The sequence below is a fragment of the Oceanicella actignis genome (genome assembly GCF_900111545.1).
GTDB classification, from domain to species: Bacteria; Pseudomonadota; Alphaproteobacteria; order Rhodobacterales; family Rhodobacteraceae; genus Oceanicella; species Oceanicella actignis.
This window is the reverse complement of sequence record NZ_FOHL01000002.1, coordinates 172,324-189,997: the sequence shown is the minus strand read 5'-3', so window position 1 is coordinate 189,997 and position 17,674 is coordinate 172,324. Positions and strand designations below refer to the sequence as shown.

The 17,674-nt window shown below is 69.7% G+C and carries 16 protein-coding genes; 1 reads left to right on the top strand and 15 read right to left on the bottom strand.

The genetic code is table 11. The features are described 5' to 3' along the window. Positions 1-141 precede the first annotated feature (141 nt). From uxuA to BMW67_RS03525, 3 genes are all read right to left on the bottom strand, one after another. The gene (uxuA, locus tag BMW67_RS03535) at positions 142-1,308 is read right to left on the bottom strand and encodes a mannonate dehydratase (RefSeq protein WP_072745915.1); all 1,167 of its coding nucleotides are present in this window, start codon (positions 1,306-1,308) and stop codon (positions 142-144) included. Beyond that, positions 1,305-2,303: a sugar kinase gene (locus BMW67_RS03530; protein WP_072745916.1), complete on the bottom strand. Its 999-nt coding sequence runs from the start codon at positions 2,301-2,303 to the stop codon at positions 1,305-1,307. Before BMW67_RS03530 ends, uxuA begins: the two co-directional genes overlap by 4 nt. A gap of 68 nt (positions 2,304-2,371) precedes the next feature. Then, positions 2,372-3,124, bottom strand: a complete 753-nt coding sequence (locus BMW67_RS03525) for an SDR family NAD(P)-dependent oxidoreductase (RefSeq protein WP_072745917.1) — start codon at positions 3,122-3,124, stop codon at positions 2,372-2,374. 238 nt (positions 3,125-3,362) lie between these two features. Here BMW67_RS03525 and BMW67_RS03520 point away from each other — a divergent pair, with 238 nt between their 5' ends. Beyond that, a complete protein-coding gene (locus BMW67_RS03520; protein WP_072745918.1) occupies positions 3,363-4,046 on the top strand; it encodes a GntR family transcriptional regulator in 684 nt (227 codons plus the stop codon). Positions 4,047-4,305: 259 nt separating this feature from the next. On the opposite strand, the gene BMW67_RS03515 is transcribed toward BMW67_RS03520, so the two are convergent. From BMW67_RS03515 to nuoG, 12 genes are all read right to left on the bottom strand, one after another. Then, positions 4,306-5,997: a ribonuclease J gene (locus BMW67_RS03515; RefSeq protein ID WP_072745919.1), complete on the bottom strand. Its 1,692-nt coding sequence runs from the start codon at positions 5,995-5,997 to the stop codon at positions 4,306-4,308. Further along, on the bottom strand, positions 5,998-6,774 hold the full coding sequence (locus BMW67_RS03510) for a type III pantothenate kinase (protein WP_072745920.1): 777 nt from the start codon (positions 6,772-6,774) through the stop codon (positions 5,998-6,000). 21 nt (positions 6,775-6,795) lie between these two features. Further along, complete coding sequence (locus BMW67_RS03505; protein ID WP_072745921.1) at positions 6,796-7,563, bottom strand: biotin--[acetyl-CoA-carboxylase] ligase; 768 nt, start codon at positions 7,561-7,563, stop codon at positions 6,796-6,798. Positions 7,564-7,566: 3 nt separating this feature from the next. Further along, positions 7,567-9,012 (bottom strand): NADH-quinone oxidoreductase subunit NuoN, encoded by a 1,446-nt coding sequence (nuoN, locus tag BMW67_RS03500; RefSeq protein WP_072745922.1) that lies wholly within the window; start codon positions 9,010-9,012, stop codon positions 7,567-7,569. A 15-nt stretch (positions 9,013-9,027) separates the two neighbouring features. Next, positions 9,028-10,584, bottom strand: coding sequence for an NADH-quinone oxidoreductase subunit M (locus BMW67_RS03495; protein WP_072745923.1), 1,557 nt, complete (start codon positions 10,582-10,584; stop codon positions 9,028-9,030). Then, a complete protein-coding gene (gene nuoL / locus BMW67_RS03490) occupies positions 10,584-12,551 on the bottom strand; it encodes an NADH-quinone oxidoreductase subunit L (RefSeq protein ID WP_072745924.1) in 1,968 nt (655 codons plus the stop codon). The genes BMW67_RS03495 and nuoL overlap by 1 nt, the downstream gene beginning before the upstream one ends. A gap of 4 nt (positions 12,552-12,555) precedes the next feature. Beyond that, the gene (gene nuoK / locus BMW67_RS03485) at positions 12,556-12,876 is read right to left on the bottom strand and encodes an NADH-quinone oxidoreductase subunit NuoK (protein ID WP_072745925.1); all 321 of its coding nucleotides are present in this window, start codon (positions 12,874-12,876) and stop codon (positions 12,556-12,558) included. Between the two features lie 14 nt (positions 12,877-12,890). Continuing rightward, the gene (locus tag BMW67_RS03480) at positions 12,891-13,505 is read right to left on the bottom strand and encodes an NADH-quinone oxidoreductase subunit J (RefSeq protein ID WP_072745926.1); all 615 of its coding nucleotides are present in this window, start codon (positions 13,503-13,505) and stop codon (positions 12,891-12,893) included. A gap of 106 nt (positions 13,506-13,611) precedes the next feature. Next, complete coding sequence (nuoI, locus tag BMW67_RS03475; RefSeq protein ID WP_072745927.1) at positions 13,612-14,103, bottom strand: NADH-quinone oxidoreductase subunit NuoI; 492 nt, start codon at positions 14,101-14,103, stop codon at positions 13,612-13,614. A 12-nt stretch (positions 14,104-14,115) separates the two neighbouring features. Further along, positions 14,116-15,138, bottom strand: coding sequence for an NADH-quinone oxidoreductase subunit NuoH (gene nuoH / locus BMW67_RS03470; protein WP_072745928.1), 1,023 nt, complete (start codon positions 15,136-15,138; stop codon positions 14,116-14,118). Next, positions 15,138-15,680, bottom strand: coding sequence for a hypothetical protein (locus BMW67_RS03465; RefSeq protein ID WP_072745929.1), 543 nt, complete (start codon positions 15,678-15,680; stop codon positions 15,138-15,140). The genes nuoH and BMW67_RS03465 overlap by 1 nt, the downstream gene beginning before the upstream one ends. Beyond that, a complete protein-coding gene (gene nuoG / locus BMW67_RS03460) occupies positions 15,677-17,674 on the bottom strand; it encodes an NADH-quinone oxidoreductase subunit NuoG (protein ID WP_072745930.1) in 1,998 nt (665 codons plus the stop codon). The genes BMW67_RS03465 and nuoG overlap by 4 nt, the downstream gene beginning before the upstream one ends.

Below are 17,674 nucleotides of genomic sequence, written 5' to 3'. Positions count from 1 at the left end.
GAACCCCCGGCGGCATGGTCTTCGGCGGGCGGGGTCCGGCGGCGCGGCGCCCGCCCTACACCGAGTCGCGCGCTGCGCCGTCCTGTTCGGCCCTGCATTGCGTCAGTTTTTTAACATACTAGTATCCCAATTGGAAGCGCCTCACGCCGCCCCGCGCGCCCATTCCAGCCCCGCGAGAAGGCCGCACAGCTCGGCCAGCCCGCGCATGCGCCCGATCAGCGAATAGCCCGGCTGCCCGCCGCGCGAAGCGTCGTCCAGCAGCTCGTGCCCGTGATCGGGGCGGAAGGGGATCTCTTCGCCGCGCGCGCGCTCAGCCTCGAGCAGCGCCGCCGCCGTCGCCGGCAGATCCACGTCGCCGTCCAGATGCGCGGCCTCTTCGAACGAGCCGTCGGCGAAGCGGCGCACGTTGCGCAGATGCGCGAAATGGATGCGGTCGGCGAAGGCGCGGGCGATCGCGGGCACGTCGTTCCGCGCCGAGGCGCCCAGCGAGCCCGAACACAGCGTCAGCCCGTTGGAAGGCGAGTCCTCGGCGCCAAGGATCCAGGCGATGTCCTCGGCGCTCGAGACGATGCGCGGCAGGCCCAGAATGTCGCGCGGCGGGTCGTCCGGATGGATCGCCAGACGCACGCCAAGCTCGGCCGCGGCGGGCGCGACCTCGCGGATGAATCGCTTGAAGTTGGCGCGCAGGTCGTCGCGCGTCAGACCCGCCCGATCGGCCAGAACCGCCTTGAGCCCGGCGATGTCGTAGCGCGGAAAGGCGCCTGGCAGCCCGGCCATGATCGCCTCGAGCAGCGCGTCGCGTTCGGCCTGGCCGGCGGCGGCGATCCAGGCGTCGGCCGCCGCCACGGCCTCGGGGGCGTAGCGCGCGCGCGCCTCTTCCATGCCCAGCATGTGGATCTCGAAAGCGGCCATGCGCGGCGCGCTGAAGCGCAGGCAGCTGCCCCCGCGCGCGACGGGCGCGCGCAGATCGGTGCGCGTCCAGTCCAGCAGCGGCATGAAGTTGTAGCACACCGTGCGCACGCCCTCGGCCGCCAGATTGGCCAGGGACTGCCGGTAGTTGGCGTAAAGCGCGTCATGCGCGCCCTCGCCGACCTTGAGCGCGTCATGCACGGGCAGGCTCTCGACCACGTCCCACGAGAACCCCGCCCGCGCCAGGCGGTCGCGGCAGGCGGCGATGCGCTCGCGCGGCCAGACCTCGCCATAGGGAATCTCGTGCAGGGCGGTGACGATGCCCTGCGCGCCGGTCTGCGCGATCTCATCCAGCGTGATGGGGTCGAAATCCCCGAACCAGCGCCATGTCTCCTTCATTGCTCCCCTCCGTCGATGGCGGGCGCGCCCTCGGGCATGCCCAGATCGCGCCGCCAGCGCCCCGCATCCACCGGCGCCAGCGCGCCCTTGCGCGCGATGACCTGATTGGCGACCCGCGTCGCGGCGAGGATGCGCGTCTCGATGTCGGCCGCGTGATCGAGCCCGGCCAGGAACGCGGCGTTGAAGCTGTCGCCGGCCGAAGTGGTGTCGACGATGCGCCCGGCCGGCGGCGGCGCCGTGCGCCCCGCGCGCCCCTCGCACAGATGGGCCACCGGACCGCCCCCGTTCTTGACGACGACGATCCGCGCCCCCGCGTCGGCGTAGCGGGCGGCCGAGGCCTGCGGGTCCGGGTCGCCGAAGGCGGCGGCCTCGTCGTCGAACGAGGGCAGCACGATGTCGGCCAGCCCCGCGGCGCGCATCACGCTCTGGCGCATGAGCGCGGCGTCGGGCCACAGGCGCGGGCGGATGTTGGGATCGAACGCAACCGCCGCGCCGCGCGCGCGCGCGCGCTCGAGCGCGGCGAACAGGTTCTCGCGCCCCGGCCCCTCGAGAATGGCCAGCGTGATGCCCGACAGATACACAAGGTCCGCATCCGCGAAGGCGCGGTCGAGCGCGTCGGGCTCCTGCGCCAGCAGCCGCGCGGCCGAGCGCTCGCGCCAATAGGAGAAGCTGCGCTCGCCCGCCTCGAGCCAGATCATGTAGACCCCGATCGAACGCGCGGCGCAGCGCAGCACATGCCCGGTCTCGATGCCGGCGGCGCGCATGAAGGCCAGCATTTCGTCCGAGGGCCGATCCTGCCCGACGCGCGAGACGAAGCGCACCGCCCAGTCGGGCCGCAGCCGCCACGCATACCAGGCGGTGTTGAAGGCGTCGCCCGCGAAGCCCTTGCGCAAGAGCCCGGGCCGCGCGTCGGGCGCAAGCTCGAGCATGCACTCGCCGACCGACACGAGGCGCCGTGCGGGAGCGTTCGCGGATGGTGCGTCGAAGAAGATCATCGGCCGGGCCCGGATTTGCCGCATGGAGTGGCGACGCCGCCGGCCGCGCGAAGGCGGCCGGCCGCGGATCAGCTCATCAGCATGCCGCCGTTGATGTCGAAATTGGCCCCGGTGACGTAATCGCTGTCGGGCCCGGCCAGGAAGGCGACCATGTTGGCCACGTCCTCGGGCCGCCCCTGGCGCTTCAGCGGGGCGGCGTTCTCGACGAAGCGGCGCACCTCGGGGGCGGTGTGGATGTTGTGGAAGTCCGTGTCGATCATGCCGGGGCAGATGCCGTTGACGCGGATATGGGGGCCGAACTCCTTGGCCATGCCGCGGGTCATGGTCATCACCGCGCCCTTGGCCGTCGCATAGGCGACCGCGCCGGGGCCGCCGCCGTCGCGGCCGGCCTGGCTGGCGATGTTGACGATCGCGCCCGTCTTCATGTGCGGCAGGCAGGCGCGGACCATCAGGAAGGCCGAGGTGACGTTCAGCGTCATCACCGCGTTCCAGTGCTCGAGCGGCATGTCGGGGATCTTCTTGCGCGCGATCAGGCCGCCGGCGTTGTTGACCAGGATGTCGACGCGGCCGAACTCCTCGACCGTGCGCGCGACAAGGGCGGCTGCGCCCTCTTCAAGGCAAAGGTCGCCCTGCAGCGCAAAGGCCCGCCCGCCCGCGGCGCGGATCCGCTCGACCGCGGCCTGCGCGCCTTCGCCGCTGGCGGGGCTGTGATAGTTGAGCGCGACGCAGGCCCCCTCCTCGGCCAGCTTCAGCGCGCAGGCGCGCCCGATGTCGCGCCCGGCCCCGGTGACGATGGCGACCTTGTCCTCAAGCTTTCTCATCCTGCCGTCCTTCCTTCGCTCGCAGAACCCCTCCCTGCGCCGCGGGATGTGAATCGCGCGGCTTGCGGGTCGGCGGCACGCTAGCGCAGATGCCACTAGTATGCTAGTAGGTTATTGAGGGACCGGCGCTCGGCTTGCGCGGGCGGACGTTTCAAGGGATACTCCCCGCATCCGCGATCGCTCCGCGGCGCAGGACGCGGCGGAGCCTGGAAGAACCGGAAAAAAGGCGACGAGCGGAATGGTGACGGCTTCGAGACTGCCCGAGCGCAGGACCAACGTCGACTACGTGTTCGACACGCTTCACGACGAGATCCTCTCGCTCAAGCTCCGACCCGGCGACCGGATTTCGGAAGCCGAGATCGCTGCGCGGCTCGGCGTCTCGCGCCAGCCGGTGCGCGATGCGTTCAGCCGGCTCGAGAACCTGGACCTCGTGGTCATTCGCCCGCAGAGGGCCACCGAGATCAAGCGCTTTTCCCGGCTGGGCATCCGCAAGTCGCGCTTCATCCGCGCCGCGATCGAGGCCGAGGTGCTGCGCCTTGCCGCCGCGCGCTGCGACGCGCAGGGCCGGCGCGCCCTGGAGCGAAGCCTGGACGAGCAGCGCGCGGCGCTGCGCGCGGGCGATTACCGGCGCTTCGCGCAGCTCGACTACACCTTCCACCAGGCTCTGTGCGGCGTGGCGGGCGTGCCCTTCGCCTATGACGCCATCGCCGCCGAAAAGGCCAAGGTGGACCGGCTGTGCGTGCTGGGACTGTCGCGCGAGGACCGCATGCCCATGCTGCTGGGCGATCACGAGGAGATCGCCGCGCGCGTCATCGCGGGCGACGCCGAGGGCGCGGTGGCGGCGGGCAAGCTGCACCTGACGCGCCTTGACGACACCATCAACGCGATCGAGAAGCAGCACCCGGCCTATTTCGAGGACTGAGCGCCCGCGCGCCCTTGGCCCGCGCGCGCGGGGACCGGACCGGCGCAGCGCCCGCATGTCGTCGTCGCAGCTTCGCCCCGCGCCCGCGCGGCGAGCGGGTCGATCCGCCGCCGGGCGCAGCGGCGATGCTCGCCCGCCCCTGGCCCGCGCGCGCGGGGCCTGGGCGGAAAGCGCCGCGGCAACAGATCATCGCCCTGACCCGCGCGCGGGGGCCGGGCGCCGGCCATGCGACCGCCCGGCGCGCGGCAAGGGCGGCGCCTCAGTCCTCGAGGCGCGAGATCATCACCGACACGACCGGCTTCTTGCCCCACCAGCGCATGCAGGCGCGGCGCGCGGCGCGCGTGGCCAGCTCTTCGATCTGCTCGTCCGAGCGGCGGTTGGCGGGCGCCGAGTCCACCGCCTTGTCCACCGCCTCGTAGATCAGATCCTCGAGCGGGGCGGGCCAGCCCTCGGCCGTTTCGGGCGCGCCGCTGACGGCGATCTCGGGATCGGCCAGCAGCTGCCCCTTCTCGTCCAGCACAAGGCTGACGGCGACATGCCCCTGGCGGGCCATCTTCAGCCGCTCGCGCACCACGCCGTCGGTGGCGCCGATGATGACCGAGCCGTCCAGATAGAGCTTGCCCGTGGGGACCTGATCGACGATGCGCGGCCGCTCGCCCGCCAGCGCCACCATGGTGCCGTTGGGCGCGGCGATCGAGGCGACCTGAAGCGACTCAGCGAAGGCGGCGTGCTCGACCAGGTGGCGGTGCTCGCCATGCATGGGGATCGAGATGCGCGGACGCAGCGCGTCGTACATCACCTTCAGATCCTCGCGCCGGGCGTGCCCCGAGACATGGACGCGGCCGTTTTCCTCGTCATAGATGCGCACCCCCTGCTCGGCCAGCATGTTGTAGATGCGATAGACCGAGGATTCGTTGCCCGGGATGGTCTTGGACGAGAAGATCACCGCGTCGCCCGCGCGCAGCGACACCGTCGGATGCGTGCCCGAGGCGATGCGCGCCAGCGCGGCGCGCCCCTCGCCCTGGCTGCCGGTGACCAGGTAGAGCACCTCGCGCCGGGGCAGATCGGCGGCTTCGTCCTCGGTCAGCGTGTGCGGGAAATCGGTCAGCAGGCCGGTCTCGATCGCCGTCTCGATCATGCGGTTCATGGCGCGGCCGACCAGAACGGTCTTGCGCCCCGCATCGCGCGCCAGAACGGCGATGGTGCGCAGGCGCTCGACGTTCGAGGCGAAGGTGGTCGCGGCCACCGCGCCCTCGTTCTCGCGCAGGATCTCGGCGATCGGCTCGAGCACGTCGGCCTCCGAGCCGCCGCGACCGGGGGCGAAGACGTTGGTGCTGTCGCAGACCATGGCGTGCACGCCCTCGTCGCCAAGGCGCCGGAAGGCGTCAAGGTCGAAGGGTTCGCCCATCTGCGGCGTGTGATCGACCTTGAAGTCGCCCGTATGCACGACGCGCCCCGAGGGCGTGTCGATGATCAGCGAGGCGGCCTCGGGGATCGAGTGCGTCACCGCCTGGAAGCGCACCTGGAACGGGCCCGCCGCCACCGTGCCGCCGGTCACGGTCTTGATGGGCTTTTGCGACAGGCCCACCTCCTCGAACTTGCGGCGGATGATCTCCGAGGTGAAGGGCTGGGCGTAGATCGGCGCCTTGAGCCGCGGCCACAGCCGCCCCAGCGCGCCGACGTGATCTTCATGCGCGTGGGTGATGAAGATGCCCTCGAGCTTGTCGGCCTGTTCGGCGATGAAGGCGGGGTCGGGCATGATGATCTCGATGCCCGGGCTCGTCTCCATGTCGCCGAAGCTGACGCCGCAATCGACCATGATCCAGCGCCGCTTCGCGCCCCGGCCCGCGCCGTAGAGATACATGTTCATGCCGATCTCGCCCGCGCCGCCGAGCGCGACGAAAACCAGATCGTCGTCCTTCGTGGCTTCGGTCTTTTTCTTTCCAGCCATTCAACGGCCTTTCTTGTTCAATTCATGGATCGCGACCAGCCCGCGAAGCGTCAGGTCGCGATCGACGTGGTCGATCGCCGCGGCGCCGCGCGCGAAAAGCGGCGACAGACCGCCGGTGGCGATCACGGTCATCGGCTTGCCGCGCTCTTGCATGATGCGCCGGCAAAGCCCCTCGATCATCGAGACATATCCCCAGTAGATGCCCGACTGCATGCAGGCGACGGTGTTCGTGCCCACCACGCGCTCGGGCCGCGCGACCTCGACCTCGGGCAGCGCGGCGGCGGCCTCGTGCAGCGCGCGCAGCGACAGGTTCACCCCGGGCGCGATCACGCCGCCCTCATAGGCGCCGTCGGCGGCGACGACGTCAAGCGTGGTGGCGGTGCCGAAATCGACCACGATCAGCTCGCCCTCATAGCTGCGATGCGCCGCCACGGCGTTCACCAGGCGGTCGGCGCCGACGCGGGTGTGCGGATCGACCCGCACCTCGATGCCCAGCTCGCAGCCCGGGCGGCCGACGATGAGCGGCGTCGCGCCGAAATATTTCTCGCACAGGACGCGCAGGTTGAAGATGGCCCTGGGCGCGGTCGAGGACAGCGCCACATCGGTCACGTCCTCGGGCGTCAGCCCCGCATGGCGCATGAGCTGGTCAAGCCAGACGAAGTATTCGTCGCCCGTGCGCCGCACATCGGTGCCGCAGCGCCAGTCGGCCACGAAGCGTTCGCCGTCATGCACCGCGAACACGCAGTTGGTGTTTCCGACGTCGATGGTCAAGAGCATGGCTCGCCCCTCAGGCCCGGGTCATGGAAAATGCACCTCGGCGGCGGCGATGCGCACGGGCCCGTCGCCGGTGCGCAGCACCAGCGCGCCCTCGCCGTCCACATCCTCGAACACGCCGCGCAGGACGCGCCCGGGCAGGCGCGCCTCGATGGTCTGGCCCAGCCGCGCGGCGCGCGCAAGCCATTCCTCGCGGATCGGCGCGAAACCCTCGCGCGCCATGCGCGCGGCGCGCCGGGCGAAGGCGGCGGCCAGGATCTCGAGCGCCTCTTCGGGCCGCGGCGCCATCGCGCCCGCCGCGCGCAGGCTGGTCGGAGGGAAGGCGCCGCGCGCCTCGGGCGGCAGCTGGGGATGCGCGGCCAGGTTGACCCCCACCCCGATCGCCAGCCAGTCCAGACGCGGCCCCGCGCCCTCGCTTTCAAGCAGAACGCCCGCCACCTTGCCGCCGTCGAGCAGCGCGTCGTTGGGCCATTTGAGCGCCACGCGCCCGCCCGGCGCATGGGCGTCGAGCAGCTCGGCCACCGCAAGGCAGGCAGCGAAGCTGAGCAGCGCCGCCTGCGCCGCCGGCGCCTCGGGCCGCATCAGCAGCGTGGCGTTGAGGTTGCCCTCGGGCGCCGTCCATGGCGCGCCGCGCCGCCCGCGCCCGGCCAGCTGGCGGCGCGCCATGATCCAGAGCGGACGGCCGTCCCAGCCGCCCGCCGCCGCGCGGGAACGGGCGCGGCGGCGAGCCTCTTCGTTGGTGCTGTCGATCTCGTCCAGGATCAGGCGTCCGACGCCCTCGGGCCAGTTCATGCGTCAGTTGAACAGCGCCGCCGCGGCCGAGGCCGCCAGCTCGGGCACCCCGAAGCCGCTCAGCCCCGGCGCCCAGCCCAGCGACATCACCAGCGCCGCCGCCGTCAGCGCCAGCCCGTGCGCGAAGGGCATCGACCCGGTCAGCGACAGGCCCGGCTCGTCGAAATACATGATCTTGACGATGCGCAGGTAGTAGAAGGCGCCGATCACCGAGGCCACGGCGCCCGCCACCGCCAGCGGCGCCAGCCCCGCATCGACCGCGGCGACGAACACCATCCACTTGCCGAAAAAGCCCAGAAGCGGCGGCACGCCCGCCAGACTGAACATCAGCGCCGACACCGCCAGCGCCTGCCCGGGCCGCGTGCGCGCCAGCCCGGCCAGATCGCCGATGCCGGTCACCGGGGCGCCGTCGCGCTCCATGCACATGATGAAGGCGAAGGCGCCGACGTTCATGGCGACATAGATGCTCAGATAGACCAGCAGCGCCTCGACCCCCTGCTGGGTGCCCGCCGCAAGGCCCATCAGCGCGAAGCCCATATGGGCGATCGACGAATAGGCCATCAGGCGCTTGATGTTGGTCTGCACGATCGCCGCGATCGACCCCAGGAACATCGACGCGACCGCAAGGAAGGCCAGGATCTGCCGCCACTCGGCCGAGACCTCGCCGAAGGCGTCGAACAGCACCCGCGCGAACAGCGCGCCGGCCGCAACCTTGGGCGCAGTGGCGAAGAAGGCCGTCACCGCGGTGGGAGAGCCCTCGTAGACGTCCGGCGTCCACATGTGGAAGGGCACGGCCGAGATCTTGAAGGCCAGCCCCGCGCACAGGAAGGCGACGCCGAACAGCAGGCCCAGCGACAAGCCGCCCTCATGCACCGCCTCGGCGATGCCCGCAAAGCGCGTCGCGCCCGCATAGCCGTAGATCAGCGACGCGCCGTAAAGCAGCAGCCCCGAGCCGAGCGCGCCCAGCACGAAGTATTTCAGCCCCGCCTCGGTGGACTTCACGCTGTCGCGGCGAAAGGCGGCGACGACGTAAAGCGACAGCGACTGCAGCTCGAGCCCCATGTAGAGGCTCATCAGATCGCCGGCCGAGACCATCACCATCATGCCCAGCGTGGCCATGGCGATGAGCACGGGATACTCGAACTTCAGGATCCGGCGCCGGCGCAGGTAGTTTTCCGACAGCGCCAGCACGGCCGCGGCCGAGAACAGGATCAGCGCCTTGGCGAAGCGCGCGAAGCCGTCCGAGACGAAGGCGCCGCCGAAAGCCTCCTGCCCGCCGTCGCGGAAGCTCACGATCAGCCCCAGCAGCGCGAAGAAGGCGGCCGTCAGCCAGGTCAGCCCCGACGCCCAGCGGTCCTGGCCGCCGAAGGCGCAGGCCATCAGCGCCGCCATGGCGAACAGCGCCAGCAGGGCCTCGGGAAGAACGACGTAAAGATCAGCGCTCAGCATGTTCGTCTCGTCCCATCAATGCTGGAGAGCGGCGAGCGCCGATTTCGGCGCGGCCTCGTGATAGGCGGTCCGCGCCTCTTCGACCTGGCGCGCCAGCGCCTCGGTCGAGGCGCCGAACCAGTCGGTCGCCAGGCTCGGATAGACGCCGAACAAGAGCGTGCAGGCCACCAGCGGCGCGAAGATGAACTTCTCGCGCCGGTCCATGTCGGCGATGCCCGCCAGGCTCTGCTTGATCAGGTCGCCGAACACCACCCGCCGATAGAGCCACAGCGCATAGGCCGCCGACAGGATCACGCCCGTCGCCGCGCCGAACGCCGTCCAGGTCGAGACCTGGAACGCCCCGGCCATGGTCAGGAACTCGCCGACGAAGCCCGACGTGCCCGGCAGGCCCACATTGCCCATGGTGAACAGCATGAACACCGTCGCATAGACCGGCATGCGCACCGCCAGCCCGCCATAGGCGGCGATCTCGCGCGTGTGCATGCGGTCGTAGATCACGCCGACGCAAAGGAACAGCGCGCCCGAGATGAAGCCGTGGCTGATCATCTGGAACATCGCGCCGTCCAGCCCCTGGCGGTTGGCCGCGAAGATGCCCATGGTCACGAAGCCCATATGCGCGACCGAGGAATAGGCGATCAGCTTCTTGATGTCCTCCTGCATCAGCGCCACCAGCGAGGTGTAGACGATGGCCGCCACCGACAGGAAGAACACGAAGTCGCGCATCAGCTCGGACGCGACGGGGAACATGGGCAGGCTGAAGCGCAGGAAGCCGTAGCCGCCCATCTTGAGCAGGATCGCCGCCAGCACCACCGAACCGGCCGTGGGCGCCTGCACATGCGCGTCGGGCAGCCAGGTGTGCACCGGCCACATGGGCATCTTCACCGCGAAGGAGGCGAAGAAGGCCAGCCACAGCAGCGTCTGCATGCCGCCCATGATCTGCCAGCCCATGATCTCGATCGGACCGGCCGAGAACTCGTGCGACAGCAGCCGCGCGATGTCGGTCGTGCCCGCGTCGCGATACATCGCGACCATGGCCACCAGCATCAGCACCGAGCCGAGGAAGGTGTAGAGGAAGAACTTGAACGCCGCGTAGATGCGGTCCTTGCCGCCCCAGATGCCGATGATCAGGAACATCGGGATCAGGCCCGCCTCGAAGAACAGGTAGAACAGCACCAGATCCAGCGCGCAGAAGACGCCGATCATCAGCGTCTCGAGCGCCAGGAACGCGGCCATGTATTCCTTGACCCGCTCCTCGACCTTCCAGCTGGCCAGGATCACCAGCGGCATCAGGAAGGTGGTCAGCATCACGAAGGGCGCCGACAGGCCGTCCACGCCCATCTTGTAGGTCAGGCCGAACATCCACTCGCCTTCCTCGACGAACTGGAAGCCCGGATCGGACGGGTCGAAATTGGTCAGGATCACCAGGCTCAGCAGGAAGGTGGCCGTGGTGGTCAGGAGCGCGACGATGCGGGCGTTGCCGCGCGCGGCCTCGTCGTCGCCGCGCAGCGCCAGCATCAGCACCAGCGCGCCGAACAGCGGCAGGAAGGTGACCAGCGAAAGAATGTTGGGCATCAGTGCGCTCCTCCGGCAACGCCGGTGACCGAGATCCAGGTGATCAGCAGGGACACGCCGATCAGCATCGCGAAGGCGTAGTGGTAGACGTAGCCCGACTGCAGCCGCCCCGCGAGCCGCGCCAGCGCCGGCACGATCCCCAGCGCGACCCCGTTCACGACGCCGTCGATCGCCGCCCCGTCGCCCTTCTTCCACAGGAAGCGGCCAAGCCGCATCGCCGGGCGGACGAAGAGGAAGTCGTAGATCTCGTCGAAATACCACTTGTTGAGCAGGAACAGATACAGCCCGCGCTGGCTTTCGGCCAGGCGCCCGGGCAGCGACGGGTTCAGGATGTAGAACCAGATCGCCACGCCCAGCCCCAGCAGCATCGCCACGAAGGGCGCGAGCTTCACCCAGGCCGGAACCTCGTGCACGTCGTGCAGGATGTGGTTGTGCTCGGCCATGCCGATGGCGGCGCCGAAGAACTCTTCGGCATGATGGCCGATGAAGTCGCCATACCAGACCATGCCCGCCAGCACCGCGCCCGCGCCCAGGACGTAGAGCGGGATCAGCATGACGCGCGGGCTTTCATGCGCGTGCTCGAAGCGCTTCTTGTCGCGCGGCTTGCCGTAGAAGGTCATGAACATCAGCCGCCACGAGTAGAACGAGGTCATCGCCGCCGCGATCACCAGCAGCCAGAAGGCGTAGCCCGAATGGCCCGCATAGGCGCCCTCGATGATGGCGTCCTTCGACACGAAGCCCGCGAAGCCGATCGGCAGCCCGACAAGGTCGTAGGAGAAGGGAATGCCGACGCCGGTGATGGCCAGCGTGCCCAGCATCATCATCCAGAAGGTGACCGGGATCTTGGCGCGCAGGCCGCCATAGCGGCGCATGTCCTGCTCGTGATGCATCGCATGGATGACCGAGCCCGCGCCAAGGAACAGCAGCGCCTTGAAGAAGGCGTGGGTGAACAGGTGGAACATCGCCGCCTGGTAGAAGCCCACCCCCGCGGCCGCGAACATGTAGCCCAGCTGCGAGCAGGTCGAATAGGCGATCACGCGCTTGATGTCGTTCTGCACCAGCCCGACCGTCGCGGCGAAGAACGCCGTCGAGGCGCCGATCACCGCCACGAAGGTCAGCGCGCCGGGCGCATGCTCGTAGAGCGGCGACATGCGGCACACCAGGAACACGCCCGCCGTGACCATCGTCGCCGCGTGGATCAGCGCCGAGACCGGGGTCGGACCCTCCATGGCGTCGGGAAGCCAGGTGTGCAGGAACAGCTGCGCCGACTTGCCCATGGCGCCGATGAAGAGCAGGAAGGCCAGAAGCTCGGCCGCGTTCCACTCGCGCCACAGGAAGGCGATCGAGCTTTCGGCCAGGGTCGGGGCGGCGGCGAACACGTCGTCGAAGGCGATGCTGTCGACCATGTAGTAGATGCCGAAGATGCCCAGCGCGAAGCCGAAATCGCCCACGCGGTTGACGATGAAGGCCTTCATCGCCGCGGCGTTGGCCGAGGGCTTCTTGAACCAGAAGCCGATCAGCAGATACGAGGCGACGCCCACGCCCTCCCAGCCGAAGAACATCTGCACCAGGTTGTCCGAGGTCACCAGCGCCAGCATGGCGAAGGTGAAGAAGGACAGATAGGCGAAGAAGCGCGGCTTGGAGGGATCCTCCTCCATGTAGCCGATCGAGTAGAGGTGCACCAGCGACGACACCGAGGTGACCACCACCAGCATGATCTTGGTCAGCGTGTCGAGGCGCACCGACCAGTCGGCCCCCAGCGTGCCCGAGTCGAGGAAGCGGAACAGCGTCGTCGTCTCGGCGCCGTGATGGGCGTCGTAGGTGAAGAAGGTGATCCAGCTGAGCGCGGCGCAGACGAACACGATGGCCGTCGGCGCGATCATCGCCATGCGCTCGCCGATCAGGCGATGGCCGAAGCCGGCGATCAGCGCGCCGGCCAGCGGCGCGAGAAGAATGAACGTGGTCATGCGCTCAGCCCTTCATCACGTTGACGTCTTCCACCGCGATGGTGCCGCGGTTGCGGAAGAAGCAGACCAGAATGGCCAGCCCGATCGCCGCCTCGGCGGCCGCCACCGTCAGGACGAACAGGGTGAAGACCTGCCCCGCCAGATCCTGCAGATGGGTCGAGAAGGCGACGAAGTTGATGTTGACCGCCAGCAGCATCAGCTCGATCGACATCAGGATGACGATCACGTTCTTGCGGTTGAGGAAGATGCCGAAGATCCCGGTCACGAACAGGATCGCGGCGACGGTCAGGTAATGTTCCAGGCCCACGCCCGCAGCGGATTCCATGATCGGTTCTCCCCTCAGATGCCCTGGCCGGGCTTGACGTCCAGAAGCTCGACCGCCTCGTGGCGCTCGCGGTGGATCTGCTTGAGCACGTCCTGCCGCTTGATCCCCTCGCGGTGGCGCAGCGTCAGCACGATCGCCCCGACCATGGCCACCAGCAGGATCAGGCCGGCCGCCTGGAACAGGAACACGTAGTCGTCATAGATCAGACGCCCCAGCGCGCGCGCGTTGTGCACCTGCCCGACCGCCTCGGCCGGGGCCTCGCGCAGCGCGGGCGCGGCGTCGGAAAACGCCCAGCCGCCCAGCGCCAGCGCCAGCTGCGTCAGCAGCACGACGCCGATCAGAAGCCCCACGGGCAGATGCTCGGCCATGCCCGCCTTCAGCTCGGCGAAGTCCACGTCCAGCATCATGACCACGAACAGGAACAGCACGGCCACCGCGCCGACATAGACGATGACCAGCAGCATCGCCACGAACTCGGCGCCCATCAGCACGAACAGCCCGGCCGACGAGAAGAAGGCCAGGATCAGCCAGAGCACGGAATGCACCGGGTTGCGCGACAGGACGACAAGCGCCCCGGCCGCGACCGCCGTGCAGGCGAAGAGGTAGAACGCAAGGGTCGCTACCGCCATGTCCCCTTCCTTTCATGCGCCGCCGCGTCGCGGCGTCTTGGTTGCTGCGCGCCGCCGGGCGGCGCATGTCGTTGCGAATGGCCGGCGGCGCGGGCCGCCGGCGCCGTCACCGATAGGGCGCGTCCAGCTCGAGATTGCGCGCGATCTCGGCCTCCCAGCGCTCGCCGTTCTCAAGCAGCTTCTGCTTGTCGTAGAACAGCTCCTCGCGGGTTTCCGTCGCGAACTCGAAGTTGGGCCCCTCGACGATCGCATCCACCGGGCACGCCTCCTGGCAGAAGCCGCAATAGATGCACTTGGTCATGTCGATGTCGTAGCGCGTGGTGCGGCGCGAGCCGTCCTCGCGCGGCGCCGCCTCGATCGTGATCGCCTGGGCGGGGCAGATCGCCTCGCACAGCTTGCAGGCGATGCAGCGCTCCTCGCCGTTGGGATAGCGGCGCAGCGCGTGCTCGCCGCGAAAGCGCGGCGAAAGCGGCCCCTTCTCGAACGGATAGTTCACCGTCGCCTTGGGCTTGAAGAAATACTTCATGCCCAGCCGGAACCCCTCGATGAAGTCCAGCAGAAGGAACGAGCGCGCCGCGCGCTTGAGCGTCAAAGCCATCACCAGTTCTCCTTACCAGCGCGCATAGCCGGGAACGCCGTAATGGGCCAGCATCGACGCGATCACAACCCAGCCCAGGCTCATGGGCAGGAAAACCTTCCAGCCCAGCCGCATCAGCTGGTCGTAGCGGAAGCGCGGCACGATCGCCTTGACCATGGCGAACAGGAAGAACACCAGCGTCACCTTCGCCACGAACCAGAACACCCCGTCCGGCAGCCCCGGCACCGGGCTGAGCCAGCCGCCGAAAAACAGGATCGTCACCAGCGCGCACATCAGCACGATGGCCAGATACTCGCCGATCATGAACAGCAGGTAGGGCGTCGAGGAATACTCGACCTGATAGCCGGCCACCAGCTCGGATTCGGCCTCGGGCAGATCGAAGGGCGGGCGGTTCGTCTCGGCCAGGGCCGAGATGAAGAACAGCGGCACCATCGGCAGATGCGGCAGCCAATACCAGCTGAGGAAGCCATAGGCGCCGTCCTGCGCGCGCACGATCTCGGTCAGGTTCAGCGAGCCGGTCGAGATCAGCACGCCGACGATGATCAGGCCGATCGAGACCTCGTAGGAGATCATCTGCGCCGCCGAGCGCAGCCCCCCCAGGAACGGGTATTTCGAGTTCGACGCCCAGCCGCCCATGATCACGCCATAGACCTCGAGCGACGAGACCGCGAAGATGTAGAGGATGCCGACGTTCAGATCCGAGATCACCCAGCCATCCGCGAAGGGGATCACCGCCCAGGCGATCGCGGCCAGAACGAAGCTCATCAGCGGCGCCAGGAAGAAGACCGTCTTGTCGGCGCCCGCCGGGACGATGATCTCCTTGAACACGAACTTCAGGAAGTCGGCGAAGCTTTGCAGCAGCCCGAACGGGCCCACCACGTTCGGCCCGCGCCGCAGCTGCACCGCCGCCCAGACCTTGCGGTCCATGTAAAGCAGGAAGGCGAGCGCCACCAGAAGCAGCACGAGCACCAGCAGGCACTGGGCGAGGATCACGATGCCCGGCCAGGCGTAGGCGCTCCAGAAACCGGTCTCCATCACTTGGGTCCCCCGATGACGTCGTATTTGGGAATGGATGCGTTGGCGGCGCAGTCGCGCGCCATCAGCGCCGCGTCGAAGGCGCCCGCGCCCGCCTCGTTCGGCGCCGCGGGGCCAAGCGCGAAGCCATAGCGCGCCGCCGTCTCGACCGCGCGCGCGCCGTTCAGCGCGCCCTCGCGCGCCGACATGCGCCCGCCCAGCGTCCGCAGCCGCGCCGCGCCGCGCCCGACCGCGTAGTCGGCCGCCACGCAGCGCGCAAGCGCGAAGGGCATGGTCTGCGCCAGCGCCCGCGCCTTGTCGTCCGAAAGGCCGGCCACGACGAACGCCGCCTCGAGGGCGACGGACACCACCTCGCGCCCGTCCTCGCCGCGCGCGCCGGGCGCAAGGCGCGCCGCGCGCACCTCGCGCGGGGCCGACAGGAAGGCGGCGAAATCGTCGGGCGTGATCTGCGCCCGCGCCTCGGCCGCGCCCAGCGCCGCCAGCGCCGCCAGCGCGGCCGCGCCGGCGCGCGCGCGTCCCGATGTCGCTCGGCCCGGCCTCATTCCGCCGCCGCCTTCGTCTCGCGCTGGCGCTTGAGCCGGCTGAGCTCGGCCATCAGCGCCGAGGCGCGCAGGATCGGGTTCGTCAGATAGTGGTCGCGCACCGGGCTGCGGAAGACCGGCGTGCGCAGCTCGCCCTCGGGCAGCAGCGGGCCCTCGTTCGGCGCGACCAGGTCGATGGCGCGCAGATGCGGCGCGGCCTCGAACATGCGCGCGCGCAGCTGCTGGAGCGTGTCGAAGGGCAGCGGCTGGCCCAGCTTGCCCGACAGCGCGCGCAGGATGGCCCAGTTCTCGCGCGCGTCGCCCGGCGGGAAGTTGGCGCGGTTGGCCAGCTGCGGCCGGCCCTCGGTGTTGACGAAGATCGCCGATTCCTCGGTGTAGGCCGCCCCCGGCAGGATCACGTCGGCCCGATGGGCGCCGCGGTCGCCATGGCTGCCCTGATAGACGACGAAGGCGCCCTCGGGCATGTCGATCTCGTCCACGCCGAGGTTGAAGATCACCTCGGCCGACAGCGCCTCGTCCAGACCGCCCTCGGCCGTCAGGCCCAGATCCATGCCCGCCACGCGCCCCGCGGCCGTGTGCAGCACCAGAAGGCCGCCGCCCTCGCGCGCCGCCAGGCGCTGCGCGGCGGCCAGCACGGCGGCGCCGTCCTCGCCCGTCAGCGCGCCCTGCCCCACGATCACCAGCGTCGGCCCGGAGTCCTCGGCCAGCGCGGCGCGCAGCGCCTCGGCGCCCTCGCCCAGATGCGCGACCGGATAGGTCAGATCCGAGGGCGCGCCGATGCGCGCGATCTCGGCGCCGTTCAGCCAGGCCTTGCGGATGCGCGCGTTCAGCACCGGCGCCTCCTGGCGCGGATCGGTCCCGATCAGCAGGATGCGGCGCGCGCCGTCGATGTCCTCGATGCGCGCCGTGCCCGCATAGGCGGCGCGGTTGCCGGCCGGCAGCTTGGCGCCGTCCACGCGGCACTCGACCGCGCCGCCCAGGCCCTCGACCAGCAGACGCAGGGCGAACATCGCCTCGGCCGGCGCCAGGTCGCCCGCCACGCCCGCGACCTTGCGGCCCTTGACCGCCTCGGCCACGGCGGCGAAGGCCTCGTCCCAGCTGGCGGGTTCGAGCTTGCCCGCGCGGCGCACATAGGGCCGGTCGAGGCGCTGGCGGCGCAGCCCGTCCCACAGGAAGCGCGAGCGGTCGGCCAGCCATTCCTCGTTCACGCCGTCATGGTTGCGCGGCACGATGCGCATCACCTCGCGCCCGCGCACGTCCACGCGGATGTTCGAGCCGAGCGCGTCCATCACGTCGATGCTCTCGGTCTTGCGCAGCTCCCACGGGCGGGCGGTGAAGGCGTAGGGCTTCGAGGTCAGCGCGCCCACCGGGCACAGGTCGATCACGTTGCCCTGCAGCTCCGAGGTCAGCATGCGCCCCAGATACGAGGTGATCTCGCTGTCCTCGCCGCGGCCCGTCTGGCCCAGCTCGGGCACGCCGGCGACCTCGGTGATGAAGCGCACGCAGCGCGTGCACGAGATGCAGCGCGTCATGCAGGTCGCCACCAGCGGCCCCAGATCCATGTCCAGCACCGAGCGCTTGGGCTCGCGATAGCGGCTGAAGTCCACGCCATAGGCCATGGCCTGGTCCTGCAGGTCGCACTCGCCGCCCTGGTCGCAGATCGGGCAGTCGAGCGGGTGGTTGATGAGCAGGAACTCCATCACCCCCTCGCGCGCCTTCTTCACCATGGGCGAGTTGGTGCGCACCTTGGGCGGCTGGCCCTCGGGACCGGGGCGCAGGTCGCGCACCTGCATGGCGCAGCTGGCCGCCGGCTTGGGCGGGCCGCCCACCACCTCGACCAGACACATGCGGCAGTTGCCCGCGATCGACAGCCGCTCGTGATAGCAGAAGCGCGGGATCTCGATCCCGGCCTCCTCGCAGGCCTGGAGGATGGTCATCGCGCCATCCACCTCGATCTCCTTGCCGTCGATCTCGATCTTCCGAAGGTCGGTCAT